This is a genomic window from Amphiplicatus metriothermophilus (genome assembly GCF_900199215.1).
Classification (GTDB): Bacteria; Pseudomonadota; Alphaproteobacteria; order Caulobacterales; family Parvularculaceae; genus Amphiplicatus; species Amphiplicatus metriothermophilus.
Genome location: NZ_FZQA01000001.1, coordinates 253423 through 276141, shown reverse-complemented (window position 1 = coordinate 276141; position 22719 = coordinate 253423). Strand labels below are relative to the sequence as shown.

Genomic DNA, 22719 nt, shown 5'->3' with positions numbered 1-22719 from the left:
ACGCGGGCGTACGCCGTGCGCGGGGCGGCCTTTAACCGCCACAAACCGCGCGTATGGTTTTCCCCGGTCGAGAGCCGGTTCGAGGCGGCCAGTACTGGAGCGTTCGAGTTGGACGGGAAAATTCTCGCAGGGGTCGCCGGCGCCGGCGTTTTCGGCGGCTATCACGCGCAGAAATACGCAGGCCTCGACGGCGTCAGGCTTGCGGCTGTCTACGACGTCGACCCGGCGCGCTCCGCGGCGCTCGCCCGCCTTCATGGCGCGGAGCCTTTCGCCGACTATGCGGCTTTTCTCGGCGCCGTAGACGTTCTGACCGTCGCGGCGCCGGCCTCCGCCCATTTCGAGCTCGCCCGCCAGGCGCTCGTCGCCGGCAAGAGCGTGCTTGTAGAGAAGCCTCTGGCGCTTGATCTCGCCCACGCCGACGAGCTGATTGCGCTCGCCGCGCGCCGGGGGCTCGTCCTTCAGGTCGGTCACCAGGAGCGCTTCGTCGCCGAAGCCCTAGGCCTCTTCGCGCGCCCGCGCCCGCAAAGGGTCTGGTGCGCGCGGCGCAATCCGCCCTCGGGTCGCGGCGGGGACGTTTCCGTCGTGTTCGACCTCATGATCCATGATCTGGATTTGATCCGCCGGCTCGATTTTGGCGCGCTGGCTGCGGTTTCGGCCTCAGGCGGCCGTGACGAGGCGACGGCCGAGCTGCTCTTCGACTCGGGGGCAACGGCGATGCTGACCGCGAGCCGGATCGCAGGCGCGCCGGATCGGCGCATGCGCCTTCTCTACGAGGACGGATTGATTGAAATCGATTTCGCTCGACGCAGCTTATCTGGCGCGCCGGCGCTGGCGGGCGGGTTCGACCAGGACTCGCCGGCGCTCGCCGATCCGCTCGGCTATGGGGTCGAACGGTTCGTACAAGCGGCGGCCCGCGGCGGCCCGCCCGAAATTCCGGGCGAGGCGGGACGCGCCGCGCTCGAATGGGCGACGATGATCGAGGCCGCGCTCGTCAAGAGCGCGCCGGGCGCGTTGCGAAAGGCCACCCCATGAACGGCGTCGCCAATCTTCCTCTCGCCGGAACGACTCGCGTCGGCGAAATCGCGTTCATCGATCTGAAAGCCCAGCAACGGATCATCCGTGAACGGATAGAGTCGCGGCTGAAGCGCGTGCTCGATCACGGCAAATATATCGCCGGCCCCGAGGTCGAAGAGCTTGAAGAAGCGCTCGCGGCCCGCACGGGCGCGAAGGGCGCCGTCGCCTGCGCGAGCGGTACGGCGGCGCTCATCATCCCGATGCTTGCGCAAGGCGTCGATGTCGGCGACGCCGTGTTCGCGCCTTCCTTCACCTACAACGCCACGGTCAACGCAATTCTGCTGACGGGCGCGACGCCGGTTTTCGTCGATGTCGATCCCGATACCTTCAATATGGACCCCGCGGACCTCGAGCGCCGTATCGAGGTCGTGAGACGCGAGGGTCGGCTGCGGCCGCGCGCGGCGATACCCGTGGATCTTTTCGGCGCGCCCGCCGATTATCCCGCCATATCCAAGATCGCCGAGCGGGAAGGTCTGTTCCTTCTCGCCGACGGCGCGCAGAGTTTCGGCGCCCGGCTTCATGGGCGTTGGGTCGGCGATCTGGCGACCGCGACGGCGACGAGCTTCTTTCCGGGCAAGGCGCTTGGCGCCTATGGCGACGCCGGCGCGGTCTTCACGCAGGATGAGAGCGCGCTCGAAGCATGGCGATCGATTCGCTGGCACGGCACGGACGCTTCGCGCAAAATATCCGTATGCGTAGGCTTCAACGGTCGGATGGACAGTTTCCAGGCGGCGGTGCTGCTCGAAAAGCTCGCCATCTTCGACGAAGAACAAGACGCCCGCGCGCGCATCGCGGCGGCCTATGATGCTAGGCTGTCAGGCGCGGCGCGTCTTCAGGCCCTTGTCCCAGGCGCGCAATCCGGACGCAGCTATTATTCGCTCTGCGCGCCTGGCCGCGACGCCATCGTCGCCATGCTGAAGGAGATGGGCGTGCCTACGGCGATCTATTATGAAACGCCGCTGCACATGATGCCCGCTTTCGAAGCCTTCGCGCCGGCTGGCGGTCTTCCCGTCACGGAAGGCTTGGCGCGGGAGATCTTCTCCCTGCCGATGCACCCATATCTGACGCCCGCGCAGGTCGATTATATTTGCGAAGCGACGCTTTATTGCATCGACAGAACGCGCTGAGTCTTGCGCGACATGGCCAAAGCGCTCGCCAGGAAGGTCGGGATCAGGCTCAACCCGATGAGCGCCAGCGCCGCCGGCGCGGCTTGCGCAAGGCGTTCGTCGGAGGCGAGACGATAGACATGCGTCGCTAACGTCTCGAAATTGAACGGACGCAGGAGCAGGGTCGCCGGCAGCTCCTTGGCGATGTCTATGACGACGATGAGCACCCCCGCGGCCAGCGCGGGCCGCGCGAGCGGCGCATGCACCCGCAGAATGATGCGGGAGGGACCGGCGCCGAGCGTTTGCGCAGCCTCGTCCGTCTGCGGATGAAGTTGAGCGAGGCCGGCCGCGGCCGCATTATAGCCGACGGTCAGAAACCGCGCAGCGTAAGCATATACGAGGAGCCCGACGCCGCCGACCGTAAGGCCGGTCAAGGCCTGACCGGCTGCGGCGAGCGCAAGGACGCCGATGGCGAGCACTGCGCCCGGCACGGCGTAGCCCATCGAGGCGATCCGGATGAGCGCCCGCGTCTTCGGGCTGCGGGCCGCCCGCGCAGCGTAGGCGAGCGCGATCGCCAGGGTCATGGCGAGCGCCGCCCCAAGCGCCGCGACAAGGCCGGTGTTCGCGGCCGCCTGCGCAAGGCCGCGCGCGCCGTGTTCCGGCGCGCCGGCGAAAGCGAGGGCCGCAAGCGCGCCGACCGGAACGACAAAGCCGAGCGCGACCGGCGCGGCGCAGAATATGACGGCGCCAGCCGCCGCCGCGCCTTTCAGCCGCAGACGGGTCCGGGGCGCTTGCGCGCCGAGCGTCTCCGCGCCGAGGCCCCGGCGCGCCGTCTCTTCGATCAGGATGAGCAAGAGCGTAACGAAAAACAGTCCCGCCGCGATCTGCGAAGCCGCAAGAAGATCCCCCAGCCCGTACCAGGTGCGGAAGATTCCGACGCTGAGCGTCGCCACGCCGAAATAGTCCGCGACGCCGAAATCGGCCGCCGTCTCCATCAGGGCGAGCGCGACGCCGCCCGCGAGCGCGGCCCGGCCGGCGGGCAGGAACACCCGCAGGACGGCGTCAAGCGGGTGCGCGCCAAGGCTGCGCGCGGCGTCGAGATAGGCGCCGCTGCGCGCCTCCAGCGACGCGCGCATCGCGAGATAGACGTAAGGATAGGTCGCCAGAGTCAGGATGAACGCCGCGCCCGGCAACGAGCGGATCGCGACCGATCCGCCCGCCGCCGCCAGCGGTCCGAAGGGATCGAACAGATCGGCCCAAGCGTAGGCCGAGATATAGGCCGGAACGGCGAATGGCAGGACGAGCGCCGGCGCGAAGAGTCGCCGGCCCGGAAACTCGGCCAGAGCGATCAGCGCGGCCGCGCCTGCGCCGACAATCGCGCTTGCGGCGCCGACGATGGCGCACAGCATGAGGGTTCCGGCGAGATAACGCGGGCCGGTGGTCGTCCACACATGAGTCTGCGCCTCGCCGAAGCCGCTCGCGAGGCTCGTCAGGACGAACCCGACCGGCGCCAGGACAAGGACGGCGATGGTCGCCGGCGCAAGCCAGCCGGCCCGCCTGGCGGGGCGGCTCATTCTTCGCTGTGCGGACGCGGCTTGCGTAGGGAAGGCCATGGCGCCACTAGCTATCATTCGCAACGCGCCAGCGCGACAGGCACGTCAGGCGCAGTCGTCGGGACAGTCGAATGAGCCTTGTTCTTGCCGACATCGTCCACCGCTACGGCCGGACTCTGGCGGTGGACAGGGTCAGCCTTGAAGCCGAGCGGGGAGAAATCGTATGCCTGTTCGGCCCGTCGGGCTGCGGCAAGACGACGCTGCTGAGGTTGGCGGCGGGCCTCGAGCGGTTGCAGGCGGGGCGGGTGGCGCTCGACGGGGCGTTGCTGGCTGGGAACGGGCTCGATACGCCGGCCGAGCGCCGGCCGATCGGCTTCGTCTTTCAGGATTACGTGTTGTTTCCCCATCTGACGGCGATCGAGAACGTCGCCTTCGCGCTGAACGTCCTGCCCCGAAAGGCCCGCCGCGCGCGGGCTGAAGAAGAACTCGCGCGCGTCGGCCTCGACGGTCTCGGCGGGCGCTATCCCCACGAGCTGTCGGGGGGGCAACAACAGCGCGTGGCGCTCGCGCGGGCGTTCGCCCGCGGGCCGCGGGCGGTGTTCCTCGACGAGCCTTTCTCCAGCATCGACGCGGTGCTGCGCCGCAGGCTGCGCGACGAAATCCGCCGCATGCTGAAAGAGCGCGGCGCGGCGACGCTGCTGGTCACGCACGATCCGGAAGAAGCCCTCGCTCTCGGCGACCGCATCGCGGTGATGAAAGCGGGCCGCATCGTCGAGGCTGCAAGTCCGCGCGCGTTGTTCGAAGCCGCGAAGACCCCGGAAGGCGCGAGCCTGTTTCCCGGCGCGCAGCAGCTTTTCGGAATTGCTGCGGGGGGGATGCTCACCACGCCGTTCGGCGCAGTAACGGCGCCTGGCCTGCCTGACGGGCCGGCGCTTGCGGTCGTACAGGCGGGCGGCGCGCGCGGCGTGGAAGACCCCGCCGGGACCGGCGTCGTCGTCGACTGCCGCTTCGCCGGGCCGGACTGGCGCGCGCGGCTGCGTGCGGTCTCTGATCCGGCGGCGGAGATCGTTGTCGTCGCGTCGGATTGCGCGGCGCCAGGGGCGCGCTTTGCGGTGCGGTTCGATCCGGCGCGCGCGCGGATTTTCCCGCGCCCTGCTTGACCCGGCGGGTCGGTGGAGATAGGCGTTGATATGAAAGTAAGAATTATTCTCATTAAGGGGATCTCATGTCGAACCTCCTGAAATCCTGGCCGTTAGGGTTCGTCGCAAGAGCGTTGAGAGGCTTTTTGTTCGCCGGCGCGCTGGCGCTGCTCGCCGCCTGCGGCCCCGGCGCCGGCGCGCCTGCCGCCGATGACGGGATGACGTCGCCATCATCAGCAGACGCAGGCGAGGTCAACGTTTATTCCGGTCGGCATTACGATTCCGACGTCGCGCTGTTCGACGCCTTCACGGCGGAAACGGGGATCAAGGTCAATCTGATCGAAGCCGGGGGCGACGCCCTGATAGAGCGCCTGGCGCGCGAGGGCGGGGCGAGTCCGGCGGATATCTTCATGACCGCCGACGCAGGCGTGCTGTGGCGGGCCGAGGAACGCGGCCTGTTCCGGCCGATCGCGGATGAAGCGATCCTCGCGCGCGTACCGGCGCAATACCGCCATCCCGACGGGCTGTGGGTCGGATTGTCGAAGCGCGCGCGAATCATCATCTTCAATAAGGACCAGGGTCTGCCCGAAGGGCTTGACACGTATGAAGACCTTGCCGATCCCGCCTATCGCGGCATGATCTGCGTGCGCTCCTCGACCAATGTCTATAACCAGTCGCTCCTCGCCTCGCTGATCGCCCATCACGGGCCCGAAGCGGCCGAGGATTGGGCGCGCGGCGTCGTCGCCAACTTCGCGCGCAAACCCCAGGGCAACGACACCTCCCAGATCGAGGCGGTCGCGGCGGGGCTGTGCCGGCTCGCCATCGTCAACAGCTATTATGTCGCGCGGTTCATAGGGTCCGACGATCCGGCCCGCGCGGCCATCGGCGAAAAAATCGGCGTGCTGTTCCCGAATCAGGCGGATCGCGGCGCCCATGTGAATATCTCCGGCGCCGGCGTGACGCGTCACGCGCCGAATCCTGAGAACGCCGAAAGGCTGATCGGTTTCCTGTTGCGCGATGAATCACAGCTCGCCTTCGCAGGCGGCAACAATGAATATCCGGTGGTCGAGGGCGTTCCGGTCGAGGGGCCGATTGCAAGCTTCGGCGCGTTCCGCGCCGATTCGCTCAACGTTTCCGCCTATGGCCGCAATCAGGCCGAGGCGGTGCGAATCTTCGATCGGGTCGGCTGGCCGTAATGGGAAATCCGGCTTCCCCGGTTGATATAACAATGATATAACGCGCCTGTAATGCATGTTGCGAGGCGCGTATGAGCGGGACGACCGCCAGGAGCGGGAAGAATTCCCGGCCGCATCGGCGTTCTCTGGAGGCGAGCGAGCCGCCGCACGGGCTCACGAAGAACGAAAGGCTCGTCTGGAACGCGCTGGCCGCGGCAGGCGAGCCGCTCAAAGCTTACGAGATTCTCGATCGGCTGAAAGAGCGGGGGGTGCGCGCCCCGATGACGGTCTATCGCGCGCTTGACGGGCTGGAGGAAAAAGGCGCGATCCACAAGCTCGACGGACTCAACGCCTTCGTCTTGTGCAATCAGGACGGGATGCACGACGTCCAGGCGTTTCTTGTCTGCGAACGCTGCGCCACCGTGACCGAGATCGAGATCGACGGCGTGGCGGCGGGCGTCGGACCGGCGCTCAATCGCACCGGCTTCGACATGCGCACCGCCCGACTCGAAGTGCGCGGCTACTGTCGCAATTGCGCAGCGCCGAGCTGACGAAAGACAAGGCGAGCTGACAGAGCGGAAAAAACCGTCCCGCGCGAAAATCGCCTTGCCTCTCTGGCGCTCTCTCGCTTCGCGAATCATTGACTCCCACGCGGCGAATCCTATTGTCGGGCGGACCGCGCGTTCGGCGCGCGGCGCCGCGTTTGCGGGAGAGACCTTCACTCGCCCTGACGGGCGCAGGAGGGCGCCGAAGGAGCAACCGCCCCGGAAACTCTCAGGCAAAAGGACCGCGCGCGGGTTAAGGCTGGAAAGCGGGGTTTCGCGTCATGCGGGATCCCCACCGAAGGAGTAAGCGGACGCGCTTCTGGCGCGGTTCCCGCGAAATCTCTCAGGTTCCATGACAGCCGGGGTTCCGTCCCGATCGGGCGGACCACGCGCATGGAACCGGTATGACGATTGAATCGCTCTCAGACCTTAAACGCACCGCTCTTCATGAGCTTCATCTCGAGCTCGGCGCGAAGATGGTTCCCTTCGCGGGCTATGCGATGCCTGTTCAGTATCCTGACGGCGTCCTGAAAGAGCATCTGCACACGCGCGAGAAAGCGGGTCTGTTCGATGTCTCCCATATGGGGCAGGCGTTCCTGCGGACGACTGAGACGCCGATCGGAAGCGAGGAGGCCCATCGCGCAGTCGCCGACGCGATCGAAACGCTGGTCCCCGGCGAAATCCGCAAGCTGAAGAAAGGCGGCCTGCGCTATTCGGTGTTTCTGAACGACCAAGGCGGCATTCTGGACGACCTGATGATCACGCGCCCCGAGGAGGACGCGCGTCAGGGCGCGCTCTTTCTCGTCGTCAACGCCGCGGTGAAGGATCGGGATTTCGACCTCCTCAAGGAAAAACTCAGCGGCCGGACGACGCTTGAAATCCTCGAAAGCCGCAGTCTCCTTGCGATTCAGGGACCGAAGGCGGCCGGCGTCGTCGAAGCGCTCCTGCCCGGTTCGGGCGCGCAAGGATTCATGACGATGCGGGCGCGCGCATGGAACGGCGTCGAAGTCTTCGTGAGCCGCTGCGGTTACACCGGCGAAGACGGGTTCGAGATCTCCGTTCCCGATACCCATGCGGGGGACCTCGCCCGCGCGCTGCTCGACCATCCGGACGTCGCGCCGGCCGGACTTGGCGCGCGCGACAGCCTGCGCCTCGAAGCTGGGCTGTGCCTTTACGGGCATGACATCGACGAGACGACCTCGCCGGTCGAGGCCGACCTCGCTTTCGCTATCGGCAAGCGCCGGCGCGAGGAAGGCGGCTTTCCGGGCGCGGCGCGCATTCTGAAGGAGCTCGCTGAAAGTCCCAAACGCAAGCGGGTCGGCATACGGCCCGAGGGCCGCGCGCCGGCGCGCGAGGGGACGGAAATTCAGACTACGGACGGCGTGCGCATCGGCGTCGTCACGTCCGGCGGCTTCGGGCCGAGCGTGAACGGACCCGTGGCGATGGGCTATGTCGCGGCTGATTTCGCCGCGCCGGGAACGGCGCTCAACCTCATCGTGCGCGGCAAGGCGCTTGCGGCGCGCGTCGTCGCCATGCCGTTCGCGCCGCACAGATATTTTCGGGGCTGACGGAAGGGGCCAGGAGGGCGAAATGACGGTCAGATACACCAAAGATCACGAATGGGTGCGCATGGAAGGCGATGTCGCCGTCGTCGGAATCACGAAGCACGCCGCCGAGCAGCTCGGAGACGTGGTGTTCGTCGAGCTTCCCGAAACCGGCAGGGCGTTCGGCCAGGGCGACGACATGGCGGTGGTCGAATCGGTCAAGGCCGCATCCGACGTCTATGCGCCGATCGCCGGCGAGATCGTCGATGTCAACCAGGCCATCGTGGACGAGCCGGCCAAGGTCAACGAGGACCCCGAAGGCGCGGCGTGGTTCGTGAAGATGAAGCCCGCCGACGCAAGCGCGCTTGACTCGCTGATGGATGAAGCAGCGTACAAGAAACTGCTGGAGAACGCATAGGTGCGCTACCTGCCCCTCACCGCCGCCGATCGCCGTGCGATGATGGACGTCATCGGCGTTCGCGAGGTCGACGATCTCTTTCGCGACGTTCCGGCCGCGGCGCTGAACCCGAAGATCGACCTGCCTCTGCATAAGAGCGAGCTTGAGGTCGAGCGCATCCTGTCGGCCATGGCGGCGAAGAATCGCGCGGCCGGGGCGGGACCGTTCTTCGTCGGCTGCGGGGCCTATCGCCACCACGTGCCGGCGACAGTCGATCATATCATTCAGCGCTCGGAGTTTCTGACCGCCTATACGCCCTACCAGCCGGAAATCGCGCAAGGGACGCTGCAATATCTGTTCGAGTTCCAGACCCAGGTCGCGGCGCTGACCGGCATGGAGGTCGCCAACGCCTCCATGTATGACGGCTCGACCGCCTGCGCCGAGGCGGTGCTGATGGCCGGGCGGGTGACGAAGCGCGATCGCGTCGTGCTTTCCGGCGGGTTACATCCCCATTACGCGGCGGTCGCGCGCACCAATCTCGATCTCGTCGGGGCGAAAGTCGCCGCCGTTCCGCTCGACCCTGGGGGGACGGAAAATCTCGCTGCGCTGATCGATGCGAACACCTCTTGCGTCGTCGTTCAGAACCCGGACGTTTTCGGCAATCTGCGCGATTTGTCTCCGCTTGCTGCGGCCTGCCGAGAAAAAGGGGCGCTCTTGATCGCCGTCGTGACGGAGGCCGTCTCGCTCGGCGCGGTCAGGAGCCCCGGAGAAATGGGCGCCGACATCGTCGCCGGCGAAGGCCAATCGATCGGCAACGCGCTCAATTTCGGCGGGCCTTATGTGGGGCTGTTCGCGACGCGCCAGAAATATGTGCGTCAGATGCCCGGTCGGCTTTGCGGCCAGACTGTCGACGCCGACGGCAAGCGCGGCTTCGTACTGACGCTCTCGACTCGCGAGCAGCACATCCGCCGCGACAAGGCGACATCGAACATCTGCACCAATTCCGGTCTCTGCGCGCTCGCCTTCACCGTGCACATGACCTTGCTCGGCGAAAAGGGCCTCAGACGAGTGGCGATGCTCAGCCACGAAGCCGCGTGCAAGACCGCGGACGCGCTCGCCAAAGTCCCGGGGGTCAAGATCGAGACGGAGACGTTTTTCAACGAGTTCACCATCCGCCTGCCGACGAACGCGTCGGAAGTCGTCAACGCGCTCGCCGCGAAAGGCGTGCTCGCCGGCGTGCCGGGTGGACGGCTCTGGCCGCACGATCCGTCTACGCATGATCTTCTCGTCGTCGCAGCCACTGAAATGACTACGGATCAGGACATCGCCGCCGTCGCGCGCGCGCTTGAAGAGGTGCTCTAGCCATGGCGATGAACGCTCAGGGCCGTCCGACCCGCGCCGAGGTGACCCAGGCGGCTGCGGCGCAGCGCGCGCCGACGACCTTCACAGGCAATCGCGCGCTGCAGATCGAGGAGTCCCTCATCTTCGAGAAGGACGCCTTCGACAAGACCGGCGTCGATCTGCCTGAGCCGAAAGGGACAAGCCGCCTAGGCGCTCATGCGCGCGACGGCGCCATCGGCCTGCCGGGCCTTTCCGAACCGGAGACGATGCGCCACTTCGTGCGCCTGTCGCAGAAAAACTACGCCATCGACATGGGGCCGTTCCCGCTCGGCTCGTGCACGATGAAGCACAACCCGCGGCTCAACGAGAAAATGGCGCGCCTGCCGGGCTTCGCAGACATTCATCCCCTGCAGCCGCAATCGACCGTGCAGGGCGCGCTCGCGCTCATCCACGAACTGGCGGAATGGCTGATCGCGCTCACCGGCATGCCGGCCGTCGCCATGTCCCCCAAGGCCGGAGCCCATGGCGAGCTTTGCGGCATGATGGCGATCAAGGCCGCGCTCGAAGCGCGCGGCGAGGCGCAAACGCGCAAGCGCGTCCTGGCGCCGGAATCCGCACACGGAACGAATCCGGCGACCGCCGCCCAATGCGGCTTCAGGGTCGACTCGATTCCCGCCGACAGGTCCGGCCGCGTCGATCTGGCTGCGCTGAAGGAGAAGCTCGGTCCTGACGTCGCTGCGATCATGGTCACGAACCCCAACACCTGCGGGCTGTTCGAGCGCGACGTCATGGCGATCGCCGAGGCGGTGCACGAAGCTGGAGGCTATTTCTATTGCGACGGAGCGAACTTCAACGCCATCGCCGGCAAGGTCCGCCCGGGCGATCTCGGCGTCGACGCCATGCACATCAATCTGCACAAAACCTTTTCGACGCCCCATGGCGGCGGCGGACCGGGCTCGGGGCCGGTCGTCCTGTCTGAGGCGCTCGCCCCGTTCGCGCCGGTCCCTTACGTCGTCAAGGAGAACGGCGGCTATCATCTCGTCGAGACCCGTCGCGCGGCCGAGGCCGAAGGGGAAGGGCATGCGGGCGGGCGGCTTACCGCCTTTCACGGTCAGATGGGCATGTTCGTGCGCGCCCTCTCCTATATGCTAAGCCATGGGTTGGACGGGATTCGTCAGGCGGCCGAAGATGCGGTCCTCAACGCCAACTACGTCCTTGCGCGCCTCAAGACTGAGATGACGCCGGCCTTCGAGGGCTATTGCATGCACGAGGCGCTTTTCGACGACCGGTTCATGAAAGGAACGGGCGTCGAGACCATCGATTTCGCCAAGGCGATGATCGACGAGGGTTATCATCCGATGACGACCTATTTCCCGCTGGTCGTGCGCGGCGCGATGCTGATCGAGCCGACGGAATCGGAATCTAGGCAGGAGCTCGATCTGTTTTGCGACGCGCTCCTGTCGATCGCGCGCCGGGCGAAGGCGGGCGATCCTGCGCTGAAGAGCGCGCCGCATCACGCCCCGCGCCGACGCCTTGACGAGACCGCGGCGGCGCGCGCGCCTATCCTGCGCTGGACGGCGCCGGACCGGGAATAGGGGGAGCGTCCGTCAAATCGTTCCGTGGCAGTGCTTGAACTTGCGGCCCGAGCCGCAGGGGCAGGGCGCGTTGCGCGGCGTGCGCCCCCAGGTGTCTGGATTGGCGGGATCGACCGACTGCGTCCGGCGCGCGGCGGCGAGCGTGCCGACCCCGGCCGAGGCGCCGCGCGCGATCCTGGCGCCGGCGCCGGCGAGCTCCATCTCGTTCTCGCCGGTGCGCGGGTCGGCGTGGATCTCCCGCATGGGCAAGGACTGGGGCCTGGGCGCGGCTTCCTCGGGCGCGCGCACCTGAACGTTCATCAGCATCCGGATGACGTCGCGCCGCAGATTATCGAGCAGCGCCTCGAACAGGGCGAAGGCTTCGGTCTTGAATTCGTTGACCGGGTCGCGCTGGGCGTGCCCGCGCATCCACACGACCGACCGCAGATGGTCGAGCTGCTGGAGATGCTCTCTCCAGTTGGAATCGAGCGCGTGCAACAGGAAGGCTTTCTCCACTCGACGCATGATGTCGGGGCCGATCTCGGCGGCGCGCTGGGCGGCGAGGCGATTGGCCTCCTCGAGAAGCTGGTCGGCGATCTCGGTGTCGGCGACGCCCTCCTGCTTGGCCCATTCGGAAATCGGCAGGCTCGCGCCGAAAATCTCCTCCACGGCCTTCTCCAGCCCCTCGACGTCCCATTTTTCGGCGTAGCTTTTCGGCGGAATATGCTTGGCGACGAGGTCATTGACGAGCTGGGCGCGCATGTCTGCGATAATGTCGTCGACGGTCTCAGCCGACATGAATTCGCGGCGCTGCTCGAAGATCGCCTTTCTCTGGTCGTTGATGACGTCGTCGAACTTGAGAAGGTTCTTGCGGATGTCGAAGTTGCGCTGTTCGACCTTCTTCTGGGCGGTCTCGACGGCCTTGGTGAACCAGGGATGCTCGATCGACTCGTCGGGCTGAATGCCGAAGCGCTTGAGCATCTTCTCCATGCCCGTGCCGAAGATGCGCATCAAGTCGTCTTCAAGCGACAGGAAGAACTTCGTCGCGCCGGGGTCGCCTTGCCGACCGGATCGACCGCGAAGCTGGTTGTCGATGCGCCTGCTCTCGTGACGTTCCGTACCAAGAACGAACAAGCCGCCCGCTTCCAGCGCCTTTTTCTTGGCTTCGGCGACGCGCGCTTCGATCTCGGCTCGTTTTCTCGCGATGGTCTCCGGCGTATCGCCCTCTTCGAGAGACTTCATCAACTGCATGTCGATCGAGCCGCCGAGCTGGATGTCGGTGCCGCGTCCGGCCATGTTGGTGGCGATGGTTACGGCGCCGGGCGCGCCGGCCCCGGCGATGATCTCCGCTTCCTGCTCGTGGTAGCGCGCGTTGAGCACGTTGTGCAGGATCGGCGTTTTCCTAGCGGCGAGCTCTTCGAGATAAGCGGCTTTGTCTTCAAGCTCTTCCTTGAGGTCGCTCTCCTTGGCTTTGAGCTCGCCGGCGCGCGCCCGCAGGCTTTTGGCGACGTTGCGGAAGAATTTCCTGTCTGACAGAAGCTCGGAAAGGCGCTCGGATTTCTCGATCGAGACCGTGCCGACGAGCACCGGCTGGCCGCGGCGATGGCACTCGGCGATCTGTACGGCGATCGCTTTGTATTTCTCCTCCGCCGTCATGTAGAGTTCGTCGTCCATGTCGATTCGGGCAACCGGCCTGTTGGTGGGGATCTCGACGACGTCGAGCTTATAGATGTCGCTAAATTCGGCGGCTTCGGTCAGAGCGGTGCCGGTCATGCCCGCGAGCTTTTCGTAAAGCCGGAAATAATTCTGGAAGGTGATCGAGGCGAGGGTCTGGTTCTCAGGCTGAATGGCGACCTTTTCCTTCGCCTCTACGGCCTGGTGCAGACCGTCCGACCAGCGCCGGCCCTCCATCATGCGGCCGGTGAATTCGTCAATTATGACGACCTTCCCGTTGCGGACGATATAGTCCTTGTCGCGCTGAAAGATCTTGTGCGCCTTGAGAGCCTGATTGACGTGATGAACGACGGAGATGTTGACCGCGTCATAGAGGCTGTCGCCTTCCAGAAGGTCTGCTTCGCGCAGAAGCTGTTCGATCTTCTCGTTGCCTTCCTCGGTGAGCACGACCGAACGCGCCTTTTCGTCGATCTCGTAATCGCTCTCTTCGAGCTGCGGGATGAACCCGTCGATGGTCATGTAGAGCTCGGACTTGTCGTCCGTGGGCCCGGAAATGATGAGCGGGGTCCTCGCTTCGTCGATGAGAATCGAATCGACCTCGTCGACGATGGCGTAGTGATGGCCGCGCTGGACCATCTCTTCGAGCGAGCCTTTGAGATTGTCGCGCAGATAGTCGAAGCCGAACTCGTTGTTCGTGCCGTAGGTGATGTCGGCGGCGTATGCCTGGCGGCGCTCGGCGTCGGTCAGTCCGTGGACGATGCAGCCGACCGTCATGCCGAGCCGCTCATAGACGCGGCCCATCCATTCCGCGTCGCGCTTGGCGAGGTAGTCGTTGACGGTGACGACGTGAACCCCGCGGCCGGTCAGCGCGTTGAGATAGACGGGCAAGGTCGCGACCAGGGTCTTGCCCTCGCCGGTCTTCATCTCGGCGATCGCGCCTTCGTGCAGGATCATGCCGCCCAGAAGCTGCACGTCGTAATGGCGCTGGCCGAGGGCGCGCTTGGCGGCCTCGCGCACCGTGGCGAAGGCTTCGACCAGAAGGGCGTCGAGGCTCTCGCCCGCCTGATGGCGCCGGCGCAAGGCGTCGGTCCTGGCCTTCAGGGCTTCGTCGCTGAGCTGCGCGATTTCGTCTTCGAGCGCATTGATCGCTTGGACGCGGCGCCATAATGGCTTCAGGCGACGATCGTTGGCGGAGCCGAAAAGTTTTTTTGCGATGCCGAGAAGCGCCATGAACGGCAAACCTTGCTGACGTGAATCCCAGGGTCGCCGACCAGGATGCGAGGGGCGCCTGCTGAGACGGGAAAAGCGCCCTTCGGGCGCGCCTGAGAGATAAGCAGGGGGCTCTAGGCTGTCAACGAAGCCTACGGAACGCAAACGCGGCGCGCGGAGCAGCGACGGCTGATGGCGAAAGGCTCGGGCAGAGACGAAACAGGGACGCTTGGCGGCGCCGGCCGCGCGGCGCGCGCCGGTCTGATGACCGCCGGCCGCGCAGGCGCGCGCGGCGTGCGCGCCCTCGCGCGGCTCGCGGCCAAGCTGATCGTCACCGTCTGGCGTCTGGCCGGGGCGCTCGACGCAGCGTTGTGGCGCGGCGCGAAACTCGTCGCGCTGACCTTGTGGGGCGCGCTTGCGTTGGTGGCGAAAGTGGCGGCGGGCGCCCTGACGGATCTGATCCGCTGGTTGCCGACGCAGGCCGGGCGGGCCTATAGCGCGGTCGCGGGCGTGATCCTGATCGTCGCGGGGCTATGGATCATCGACGAGCTGCGCGCGGACGGCGCCCGACAGGCGCCGCAAGGCCAGGAGCGCGCGCCGGTCGATCCGGACGATCCGATCCTCGCTCGCATCGAAGGTCGTTACGTTCGCCTGTCGGAGGTCGAAGCGTTCGCCCGCGCTTCAGGCGCGCTCCGGGACGACGAAAGCCTGACCCCGCAGGCCGCCCATAGCCGCGAGCTGGTGCAGGCTTATGTCGAACAGCGCCTGCTCGCCCGCGCGGCGCTGGAGGCGGGTCTGCATAGGACGCCCGAAACGGCCCGCCGGCTGGTCGCGGCCCGCGAGCGCATTCTCGCGGCGGACTATATGCAGGCGCGCATTGAGGAGGCCGTGACCGAGGAGGCGATCCGGCGGCTTTACGCCGCCCAGGCCGACGTGACGCGGCTCGGCGACGAGGTGCGCGCGCGCCACATCGTGGTGGAGACCGGCGAGGAGGCTGAAACCCTGCTCGCCGAACTTGAGGGCGGCGCGGATTTCGCCGCGCTCGCCCGCGCGCGCTCTCTCGACCGGGCGACGGCGCCCTATGGCGGCGAGATCGGCTGGTTCACCCGCGACATGATGGCTCCGGCCCTGGCGGCGGCGGCGTTTTCCACGCCGCCGGGCGAGATGGCGGCGCCCTTCCGGACGGAATTCGGCTGGCATGTCCTCGAGGTGCTCGACCGCCGTCCGACCCAGGGCGTCCCGCTGGCCGCCGTGCGCGACAACATCCGTCGTTTTCTGACCCTGCGCACGATCGAACGGACCCTCGCCCGGCTCAAGGAAGCTCACGAGGTGGTCTATTACCCGCCGGAAGACGCGGACGAAGCGCTCAAGACCGAAGCCGCGCCCGAGGACGCCGTACGGCCGACGTTGCGGCAATGACCGTAAAATTTTACCGATCCGCGTCACAGGTCGCTAAGAACCGTTCCTTAACAATCGGAGAGAAAGGATGTCGAAGCTGCTTCTGGCGGCGGCCTGCGCGCTGATCGATGCCGACGGGCGCGTGCTGCTGGCGCAGCGGCCGGAGGGAAAGCCGATGGGCGGCTTGTGGGAGTTCCCAGGCGGCAAGATCGCCGACGGCGAGACGCCGGAAGCCGCGCTCGCGCGCGAGCTCAGGGAGGAGCTCGACGTGGACGTGACGCCCGCCTGCCTCTCTCCGATCGCCTTCGCCTCGCATGATTCAGGGGAGTTTCATCTTTTGATGCCCTTATTCGTCTGCCGGAAATGGTCCGGTCGACCGAAACCGCTGGAAGCCGCTGCGCTCGCCTGGGTGCGGCCGGGCGAGCTCATGAGCTACGACATGCCGCCGGCGGATCGGCCGCTCGCGGCGCAGCTGAGGGATTTGTTATGACGGCGACCGGCGACTTCACCGCGCTCGCGCGCCGCTTCGCAGCGGACGAATCCGGCGCGACGGCGATCGAGTATGGCCTCATCGTCGCGCTGATCTTTCTGGCGGTCGTGGCGGCGATCACCAACTATACGGACTCCACGCGGAATATGTACAATACGATCTCCAACGCGATGGAGTGATCTCGTCGTCGCCGCGTTCGCGGCATGTAATTTCCTGCTTCATCTGCGCCGTTGCGCGCGCACCGCATCGGCAAGCGAATGGGTAGCCGAGCCTGGCCTGAGCGGTTTCGGCTGGTCCTCCGCCGGCGCCCACCCTGTAAGATAGACGATGTCGAAGCGCGCCTCTCCGCCTTGCGCCGAGAAGCGGGCGAGCGCGTCCGCCGCGATGGCGCGCGTGAGCGGGCGCGGGCGCTCGGCGAGAGCGTTGGCCTCGCCCATGCCGCGCAGGTCGCGCAGGAGTCTTATCGGATTTTCATACCGCACGCGGATGGAATCGATGTCGGCGACCGGCATGGCGAAACCGGCCCGCTGCAGAGTCGCGCCGAGGCTGCGAACATCGGCGAACGGCGCCACGCGCGGGCTCGCTCCGCCGCGGATCGCGCACTCGGCGGCGTACAGCGCCGCGCGCAAGGAGGATAGAGTCTCCTCGCCGAACAGCGCGGCGACGAACAGCCCGTCGGGCTTGAGCGCGGCGCGATGCTGGATGAGCGCGCCTACGAGGTCGTTGACGGCGTGCAGGCTCAGCACGCTGACGATCAGGTCGAATCGGGCCGGCGCGAAGGGGTTGCGCTCCTCGTCGAAAACGAGCGCCGGGCCCGGTCCGGCGAGTCGCTCCGCCGCCAGATCGGCGCGCAGGATATCGCCGACGCCGCAGGCGGGCGTGATGAGACTCTCAAGCCCGCTCGCGCCGTAGACGAGAGCCTGCGGAAAATCGCGCGTCACCGATTCGAGCCGGTCCACGATATCAGCCATGACTCGTCGATGCAGGAAGTCGAAAGCAGCGAAGCGGGCGCTCGCCCGCGCGCGCCGGCGCGCTGCGAGGGCGCGGTCGAATATGCGCGGCGGCGCGCCGGAAGGGGGCGGGCTCGACATGGCGCGAGCCTAAGCGTTGCCTGGCCGGAAGGGAATGAATGTCGCGCCCCGCTCATGCATTGCGACGGCGCGCGAACCGGCATAGCGCTTGAAGAAAGAAATCTTGAGGGGCTGGCTTTGGCGAGGCAGGCGGCGATCACAGGCGCGCTGATGGCGGCGACGATCCTGCTCATCGGGCGCGCGGCGGCGTCTTCCATCGACGAGATCCGGGTCGGCGCGGCGCTGCAGGACACGGGCCCCTTCGCAGATAACAAGGAGAAAGGCGCGGCCCTGTCGGCCGAGGTTCTGTTCGACTCGCCCGAAGCGCTCGCTTTTCTGGGCCGTCCCCGGCCGCAGGCGGGCGTTTCTGTCGCGACCGCCGGGGGCGCCACGAGTTACGCCTATGCCGGCCTCGCCTGGGATCAGTCCATCGGTCGGCGCTTCTTCGTCAGCGCCGCGGCGGGCTTCGCGGTCCATGACGGGGAGACCGGTCTCGATTCCGGCGAACCGATCCGGCCGGAATCGGCTTATCTCGGCTGTCGGCTGGTTGCGCGTCTGGCCGGCGATGTCGGCTATCGGCTGAGCGAGCGGCTCAGCCTGTCCGTCCATCTCAGCCACCTGTCGAACGCAGGGCTCTGCTCGCCCAACGAGGGCCTCGACGCCCTCGGGTTCCGTCTGGGCTATCGGTTCTGAATGAAGCCCTCCCCGCGCCGCCATTCCGCCTCAGCGGGACTTGTTGCCTCGCGCGAGGGGGCGTGCTATGGCGCGCCGAACTCGCGGTCGGGGGTCGGGCGGCGCGCTGTCCGACGCTCTTAAACTTGCAGTAAAATCAAATGATTAGGCGCCCCATCCGGGCGTTCTTCCGGACAGGAGTCGATCGTCCTGATGTCTGCTGGAGCCGCCGCAGCGCAACTCGCCGCAGGACCTGTCGCCGGCGTCGCCGCGCGTTACGCCGAGGCGTTGTTCGAGCTGGCGCTTGAAGAAGGCGCGCTCGAAGCCATAGAGGTCGACGTCGCCGCCTTGCGCGCAGCTGTCGCCGAATCGGAGGATCTGCGCGTCTTCCTCAAAAATCCGGTCTACGGCGTCGAGGAACAGACCCGCGCCATGGCGGCGCTGGCGGAGAAGGCGGGATTCGCGCCGCTGATGCGCAACTTTTTGGCGCTCGTCGCAAAAAATCGCCGCCTGTTCGCGCTGCCTGCGATCCTGGCGGCCTTCGCTGCGCGGCTGGCGGCCCATCGCGGCGAGGTCGCCGCCGACGCGATCGCCGCGGTCCCGCTGAACGACGAACAGATCAAGCGCCTGCGCCATGAGCTCGAAGCGATGGTCGGCCGGGCGGTCAACCTGTCGGTCCGTGTCGACCCGGAACTGTTGGGCGGGCTCGTCGTAAAGGTCGGCTCGACGATGATCGACTCCTCGCTCAAGACGAAGCTCAACCGTTTAAAATCCGTGATGAAAGAGGCCTGACGCCATGGAGCTTAACGCCGCTGAAATCTCCTCGATCCTGAAGAGCCAGATCAAGAATTTCGGCAGGGACGCCGAAATTTCCGAGATCGGCCAGGTGCTTTCCGTCGGCGACGGCATCGCCCGCGTCTACGGCCTCGACAACGTCCAGGCCGGCGAGATGGTCGAGTTCGCCAACGGCGTCAAAGGCATGGCGCTGAACCTCGAGACCGACAATGTCGGCGTCGTGATCTTCGGCGAAGACCGCGACATCAAGGAAGGCGACACGGTCAAGCGCACCAAGTCGATCGTCGACGTGCCGGTGGGCAAGGGCCTTCTCGGCCGCGTCGTCGATCCGCTCGGCGAGCCGATCGACGGCAAGGGCCCGATCGAGGCGAGCGAGCGCCGGGTCGTCGACGTGAAGGCGCCGGGCATCCTGCCGCGGCGCTCCGTACATGAACCGATGCAGACGGGCATCAAGGCGATCGACGCCATGATTCCGATCGGGCGCGGCCAGCGCGAGCTCGTCATCGGCGACCGTCAGACCGGCAAGACCGCGATCTGCGTCGACGCCATCCTCAACCAGAAGGAAGTGAACGCGAGCGGCGACGAGTCGAAGAAACTCTACTGCGTCTATGTCGCCATCGGCCAGAAGCGCTCGACCGTGGCCCAGATCGTCAAGACGCTGGAAGACAACGGGGCGATGGAATACTCCATCGTCGTCGCGGCGACGGCGTCGGAGCCCGCGCCGCTGCAGTTTCTCGCCCCCTTCGCCGGCTGCGCCATGGGCGAGTATTTCCGCGACAACGGCATGCATGCGCTCATTATCTACGACGATCTGTCGAAGCAGGCCGTCGCCTATCGCCAGATGTCGCTCCTTCTGCGCCGGCCGCCGGGACGCGAGGCCTATCCTGGCGACGTCTTTTATCTGCATTCGCGCCTGCTCGAACGGGCGGCCAAGCTCAACGAAAAGCATGGGTCCGGCTCGCTCACCGCGCTGCCGATCATCGAGACCCAGGCCAACGACGTGTCGGCCTATATTCCGACCAACGTCATCTCTATCACCGACGGCCAGATCTTTCTTGAGACGGACCTTTTCTATCAGGGCGTGCGCCCTGCGGTGAATGTGGGGCTTTCGGTTTCGCGCGTCGGCTCGGCCGCTCAGGTCAAGGCGATGAAGCAGGTCGCCGGCAAGATCAAGGGCGAGCTCGCCCAGTATCGCGAGCTTGCGGCCTTCGCCCAGTTCGGCTCCGATCTCGACGCCACGACGCAGCGGATCCTCAATCGCGGCGACCGCCTGACCGAGCTCATGAAGCAGGACCAGTACTCGCCCCTGCAGGTCGAGGAGCAGGTCTGCGTCATCTTCGCCGGCGTGCGCGGCTATCTCGACAAGATCCCGATGAAACAGGTCGGCCATTTCGAACGCGAATTTCTGCGTCATCTCCACGCCGATCACGCCGACATCCTCAAAACCATCCGCGAGGAGAAGGCGCTGTCCGAGGAGACGGAGAAGAAGCTCGCCGGCGTGCTGGACGAGTTCGTCAAAAAATTCGCCTGATCTAAGAATGCGCGGCGCTGCCGCCGGGGTGCGCGATGCCTAGCCTGAAGGCCCTTAAGAATCGGATCGACTCGGTCAAGTCGACGAAGAAGATCACCAAGGCGATGCAGATGGTCGCCTCGGCGAAGCTGCGGCGCGCCGAGGACGCCGCCAAGGCCGCCCGTCCCTATACGGAGCGGATGGAGGCGGTGCTCGCCAACCTCGCCGCGAGCGCCAAGGATAACCCGGCCGCGCCGAAGCTGCTCGCCGGCACGGGCAAGGACGACGCCCACCTCCTGATCGTGGCGACCGCCGACAAGGGACTGTGCGGCGCGTTCAATTCGTCGATCGTGCGGCTCGCGCGGGAGCGCATCGTAAAGCTCCAGGGCGAGGGCAAGACGGTCAAGATCATATGCGTCGGCCGCAAGGGCTATGACCAGCTCAAGCGGCTCTATGCCGATCTGGTCGTGTGGCGCACGGATTTTCTGGGCGTCCGCCGGATCAGCTTCGGCGAAGCGCAGGAGATCGCGGCCCGCGTGCTCGAGATGTTCGACAAGCGCGAATTCGACGTCGCCGCCATTTTCTACGGAAAATTCAAGTCGGTCATCAGCCAGGTTCCGACCGCCCAGCAGATCATTCCCGCCGTCGCGCCCGAAGGCGCGGCGCCGCCCGATCTCAAAGGCGCGATCTACGCCTATGAGCCCGACGAGGAAGAGATCCTGAAAACGCTCCTGCCGCGCTACGTGTCGGTGCAGATCTTCCGCGCGCTTCTCGAGAACGTCGCCTCGGAGATGGGCGCGAAAATGACCGCCATGGACAACGCCACGCGCAACGCCGGCGAGATGATCGACAAGCTCACGCTCCAGTACAACCGGGCGCGTCAGGCGCAGATCACCAAGGAACTCATCGAAATCATTTCCGGCGCTGAAGCGCTGTAGACGGACGGATAAACGAAGGAACGAGTCTCATGAGCAAAGAAGGCCGCATCACCCAGGTCATCGGCGCCGTCGTCGACGTCGCGTTCGACGATCACCTGCCGGCGATCCTCAACGCGCTGGAGACCGAAAATCACGGGAACCGGCTGGTTCTGGAGGTCGCCCAGCATCTCGGCCAGAACATCGTGCGCACGATCGCCATGGACTCGACTGAAGGTCTCGTGCGCGGCCAGAAGGTGCGCGATACGGGCGAGGCGATCGCCGTGCCGGTGGGCGAAGGAACGCTCGGGCGGATCATGAACGTGATCGGCGAACCGGTGGACGAAGCCGGCCAGATCGAGTTCGCCGAGAAACGGCCGATCCACGCCGAGGCGCCGCCTTTCGTCGAGCAGTCGACCGAAGCCCAGATGCTTGTCACCGGCATCAAGGTCATCGACCTTCTGTGCCCCTACGCCAAGGGCGGCAAGATCGGTCTGTTTGGCGGCGCGGGCGTCGGCAAGACCGTTCTCATCCAGGAGCTCATCAACAACATCGCCAAGGTGCATGGCGGCTATTCGGTGTTCGCCGGCGTCGGCGAGCGCACCCGCGAGGGCAACGACCTTTATCACGAGATGATCGAATCGGGGGTGAACAAGAATCCGCATAAGGAAGGATCGGCCGCCGGCTCGAAATGCGCTCTGATCTACGGCCAGATGAACGAGCCGCCGGGGGCGCGCGCGCGCGTCGGCCTCACCGGCCTCACCGTCGCGGAGTACTTTCGCGATCAGGGTCAGGACGTTCTGTTCTTCGTCGACAACATCTTCCGCTTCACGCAGGCGGGCTCGGAAGTCTCGGCGCTCTTGGGCCGCATCCCCTCGGCCGTGGGCTACCAGCCGACGCTCGCCACCGACATGGGCGCCCTGCAGGAGCGGATCACGACGACCACCAAGGGCTCTATCACCTCGGTGCAGGCGATCTACGTGCCCGCCGACGACCTGACCGACCCGGCGCCGGCGACGTCGTTCTCCCACCTCGACGCGACGACGGTGCTCAATCGCGCGATCTCGGAGAAAGGCATTTATCCGGCGGTCGATCCGCTCGACTCGACCTCGCGCATTCTCGACCCGCGCATCGTCGGCCAGGAGCATTACGAAGTCGCGCGCGGCGTTCAGGGCATTCTCCAGCGCTACAAGGCGCTGCAGGACATCATCGCCATTCTCGGCATGGACGAGCTGTCGGAAGAGGACAAGCTCGTCGTCGCGCGCGCGCGGAAGGTGGAGCGCTTCCTGTCTCAGCCTTTCGACGTCGCCCAGGTCTTCACCGGCTTCCCCGGCGTGCAGGTGCCGGTCGAGGACACGGTGCGCTCCTTCAAGGGCCTCATCGAGGGCGAGTATGATCACCTGCCCGAAGCGGCCTTCTACATGGTCGGCTCGATCGAGGATGCGGTGAAGAAGGCCGAACAGCTTGCGGCTGAAGCGGCGTAATGAGCGAATAGGAAGCAGCGAATAGCCAATAGATGACTGCGCAACAGCCAGAAGA

Annotated in this window: 20 protein-coding genes and 1 riboswitch; of the genes, 17 read left to right on the top strand and 3 right to left on the bottom strand. The window is 66.2% G+C overall.

The genetic code is table 11. The annotated features are described in order from the left end of the window. The first annotated feature begins 108 nt into the window (after positions 1–108). Together CHB64_RS01440 and CHB64_RS01435 are read left to right on the top strand one after the other, a co-directional pair. Entirely contained in the window at positions 109–1032 is a 924-nt protein-coding gene (locus CHB64_RS01440) for a Gfo/Idh/MocA family protein (protein ID WP_159462366.1), read from the top strand. Further along, positions 1029–2201: a DegT/DnrJ/EryC1/StrS family aminotransferase gene (locus CHB64_RS01435; RefSeq protein WP_089410802.1), complete on the top strand. Its 1173-nt coding sequence runs from the start codon at positions 1029–1031 to the stop codon at positions 2199–2201. The genes CHB64_RS01440 and CHB64_RS01435 overlap by 4 nt, the downstream gene beginning before the upstream one ends. Here CHB64_RS01435 and CHB64_RS01430 read toward each other — a convergent pair. Continuing rightward, positions 2177–3754, bottom strand: a complete 1578-nt coding sequence (locus tag CHB64_RS01430) for an ABC transporter permease (RefSeq protein WP_089410801.1) — start codon at positions 3752–3754, stop codon at positions 2177–2179. The two genes, CHB64_RS01435 and CHB64_RS01430, sit on opposite strands and share 25 nt — an antisense overlap. A 110-nt stretch (positions 3755–3864) precedes the next feature. Between CHB64_RS01430 and CHB64_RS01425 the strand changes: the two genes are divergently transcribed. From CHB64_RS01425 to gcvPB, 7 genes are all read left to right on the top strand, one after another. After that, positions 3865–4893, top strand: coding sequence for an ABC transporter ATP-binding protein (locus CHB64_RS01425; protein ID WP_089410800.1), 1029 nt, complete (start codon positions 3865–3867; stop codon positions 4891–4893). 65 nt (positions 4894–4958) lie between these two features. Continuing rightward, positions 4959–6068 carry a Fe(3+) ABC transporter substrate-binding protein gene (locus CHB64_RS01420; protein ID WP_200815193.1) on the top strand — a complete coding sequence of 370 codons (1110 nt, stop codon included), beginning with the start codon at positions 4959–4961 and terminating at the stop codon, positions 6066–6068. A gap of 71 nt (positions 6069–6139) precedes the next feature. Next, the gene (locus tag CHB64_RS01415) at positions 6140–6598 is read left to right on the top strand and encodes a Fur family transcriptional regulator (protein ID WP_089410799.1); all 459 of its coding nucleotides are present in this window, start codon (positions 6140–6142) and stop codon (positions 6596–6598) included. A gap of 145 nt (positions 6599–6743) precedes the next feature. Further along, positions 6744–6847, top strand: a riboswitch (glycine riboswitch). Positions 6848–6996: 149 nt separating this feature from the next. After that, a complete protein-coding gene (gene gcvT, locus CHB64_RS01410; RefSeq protein ID WP_089410798.1) occupies positions 6997–8160 on the top strand; it encodes a glycine cleavage system aminomethyltransferase GcvT in 1164 nt (387 codons plus the stop codon). A 22-nt stretch (positions 8161–8182) separates the two neighbouring features. Further along, positions 8183–8554, top strand: coding sequence for a glycine cleavage system protein GcvH (gene gcvH, locus CHB64_RS01405; RefSeq protein ID WP_089410797.1), 372 nt, complete (start codon positions 8183–8185; stop codon positions 8552–8554). Continuing rightward, entirely contained in the window at positions 8555–9895 is a 1341-nt protein-coding gene (gene gcvPA / locus CHB64_RS01400) for an aminomethyl-transferring glycine dehydrogenase subunit GcvPA (RefSeq protein WP_089410796.1), read from the top strand. 2 nt (positions 9896–9897) lie between these two features. Next, a complete protein-coding gene (gene gcvPB, locus CHB64_RS01395) occupies positions 9898–11469 on the top strand; it encodes an aminomethyl-transferring glycine dehydrogenase subunit GcvPB (RefSeq protein WP_089410795.1) in 1572 nt (523 codons plus the stop codon). A gap of 12 nt (positions 11470–11481) precedes the next feature. On the opposite strand, the gene secA is transcribed toward gcvPB, so the two are convergent. After that, on the bottom strand, positions 11482–14352 hold the full coding sequence (gene secA, locus CHB64_RS01390) for a preprotein translocase subunit SecA (RefSeq protein ID WP_089410794.1): 2871 nt from the start codon (positions 14350–14352) through the stop codon (positions 11482–11484). Positions 14353–14523: 171 nt separating this feature from the next. On the opposite strand from secA, the gene CHB64_RS01385 reads away from it, so the two are divergent. From CHB64_RS01385 to CHB64_RS01375, 3 genes are all read left to right on the top strand, one after another. After that, entirely contained in the window at positions 14524–15750 is a 1227-nt protein-coding gene (locus tag CHB64_RS01385; RefSeq protein ID WP_089410793.1) for a peptidylprolyl isomerase, read from the top strand. Positions 15751–15817: 67 nt separating this feature from the next. Further along, positions 15818–16219, top strand: a complete 402-nt coding sequence (locus tag CHB64_RS01380) for a (deoxy)nucleoside triphosphate pyrophosphohydrolase (protein WP_089410792.1) — start codon at positions 15818–15820, stop codon at positions 16217–16219. Further along, positions 16216–16398, top strand: coding sequence for a Flp family type IVb pilin (locus tag CHB64_RS01375; protein WP_089410791.1), 183 nt, complete (start codon positions 16216–16218; stop codon positions 16396–16398). Before CHB64_RS01380 ends, CHB64_RS01375 begins: the two co-directional genes overlap by 4 nt. A gap of 39 nt (positions 16399–16437) precedes the next feature. Here CHB64_RS01375 and CHB64_RS01370 read toward each other — a convergent pair whose 3' ends face one another. After that, positions 16438–17310, bottom strand: coding sequence for a methyltransferase domain-containing protein (locus CHB64_RS01370; RefSeq protein ID WP_089410790.1), 873 nt, complete (start codon positions 17308–17310; stop codon positions 16438–16440). Between the two features lie 117 nt (positions 17311–17427). Between CHB64_RS01370 and CHB64_RS01365 the strand changes: the two genes are divergently transcribed. From CHB64_RS01365 to atpD, 5 genes are all read left to right on the top strand, one after another. Then, entirely contained in the window at positions 17428–17982 is a 555-nt protein-coding gene (locus CHB64_RS01365) for an acyloxyacyl hydrolase (protein ID WP_159462365.1), read from the top strand. A gap of 192 nt (positions 17983–18174) precedes the next feature. Then, positions 18175–18753 (top strand): F0F1 ATP synthase subunit delta, encoded by a 579-nt coding sequence (locus CHB64_RS01360; RefSeq protein ID WP_089410789.1) that lies wholly within the window; start codon positions 18175–18177, stop codon positions 18751–18753. 4 nt (positions 18754–18757) lie between these two features. Continuing rightward, positions 18758–20287 carry a F0F1 ATP synthase subunit alpha gene (gene atpA, locus CHB64_RS01355; protein ID WP_089410788.1) on the top strand — a complete coding sequence of 510 codons (1530 nt, stop codon included), beginning with the start codon at positions 18758–18760 and terminating at the stop codon, positions 20285–20287. A gap of 35 nt (positions 20288–20322) precedes the next feature. Continuing rightward, positions 20323–21204, top strand: a complete 882-nt coding sequence (locus CHB64_RS01350; RefSeq protein ID WP_089410787.1) for a F0F1 ATP synthase subunit gamma — start codon at positions 20323–20325, stop codon at positions 21202–21204. Positions 21205–21233: 29 nt separating this feature from the next. Then, positions 21234–22664, top strand: a complete 1431-nt coding sequence (gene atpD, locus CHB64_RS01345; protein WP_089410786.1) for a F0F1 ATP synthase subunit beta — start codon at positions 21234–21236, stop codon at positions 22662–22664. Positions 22665–22719: the final 55 nt, after the last annotated feature.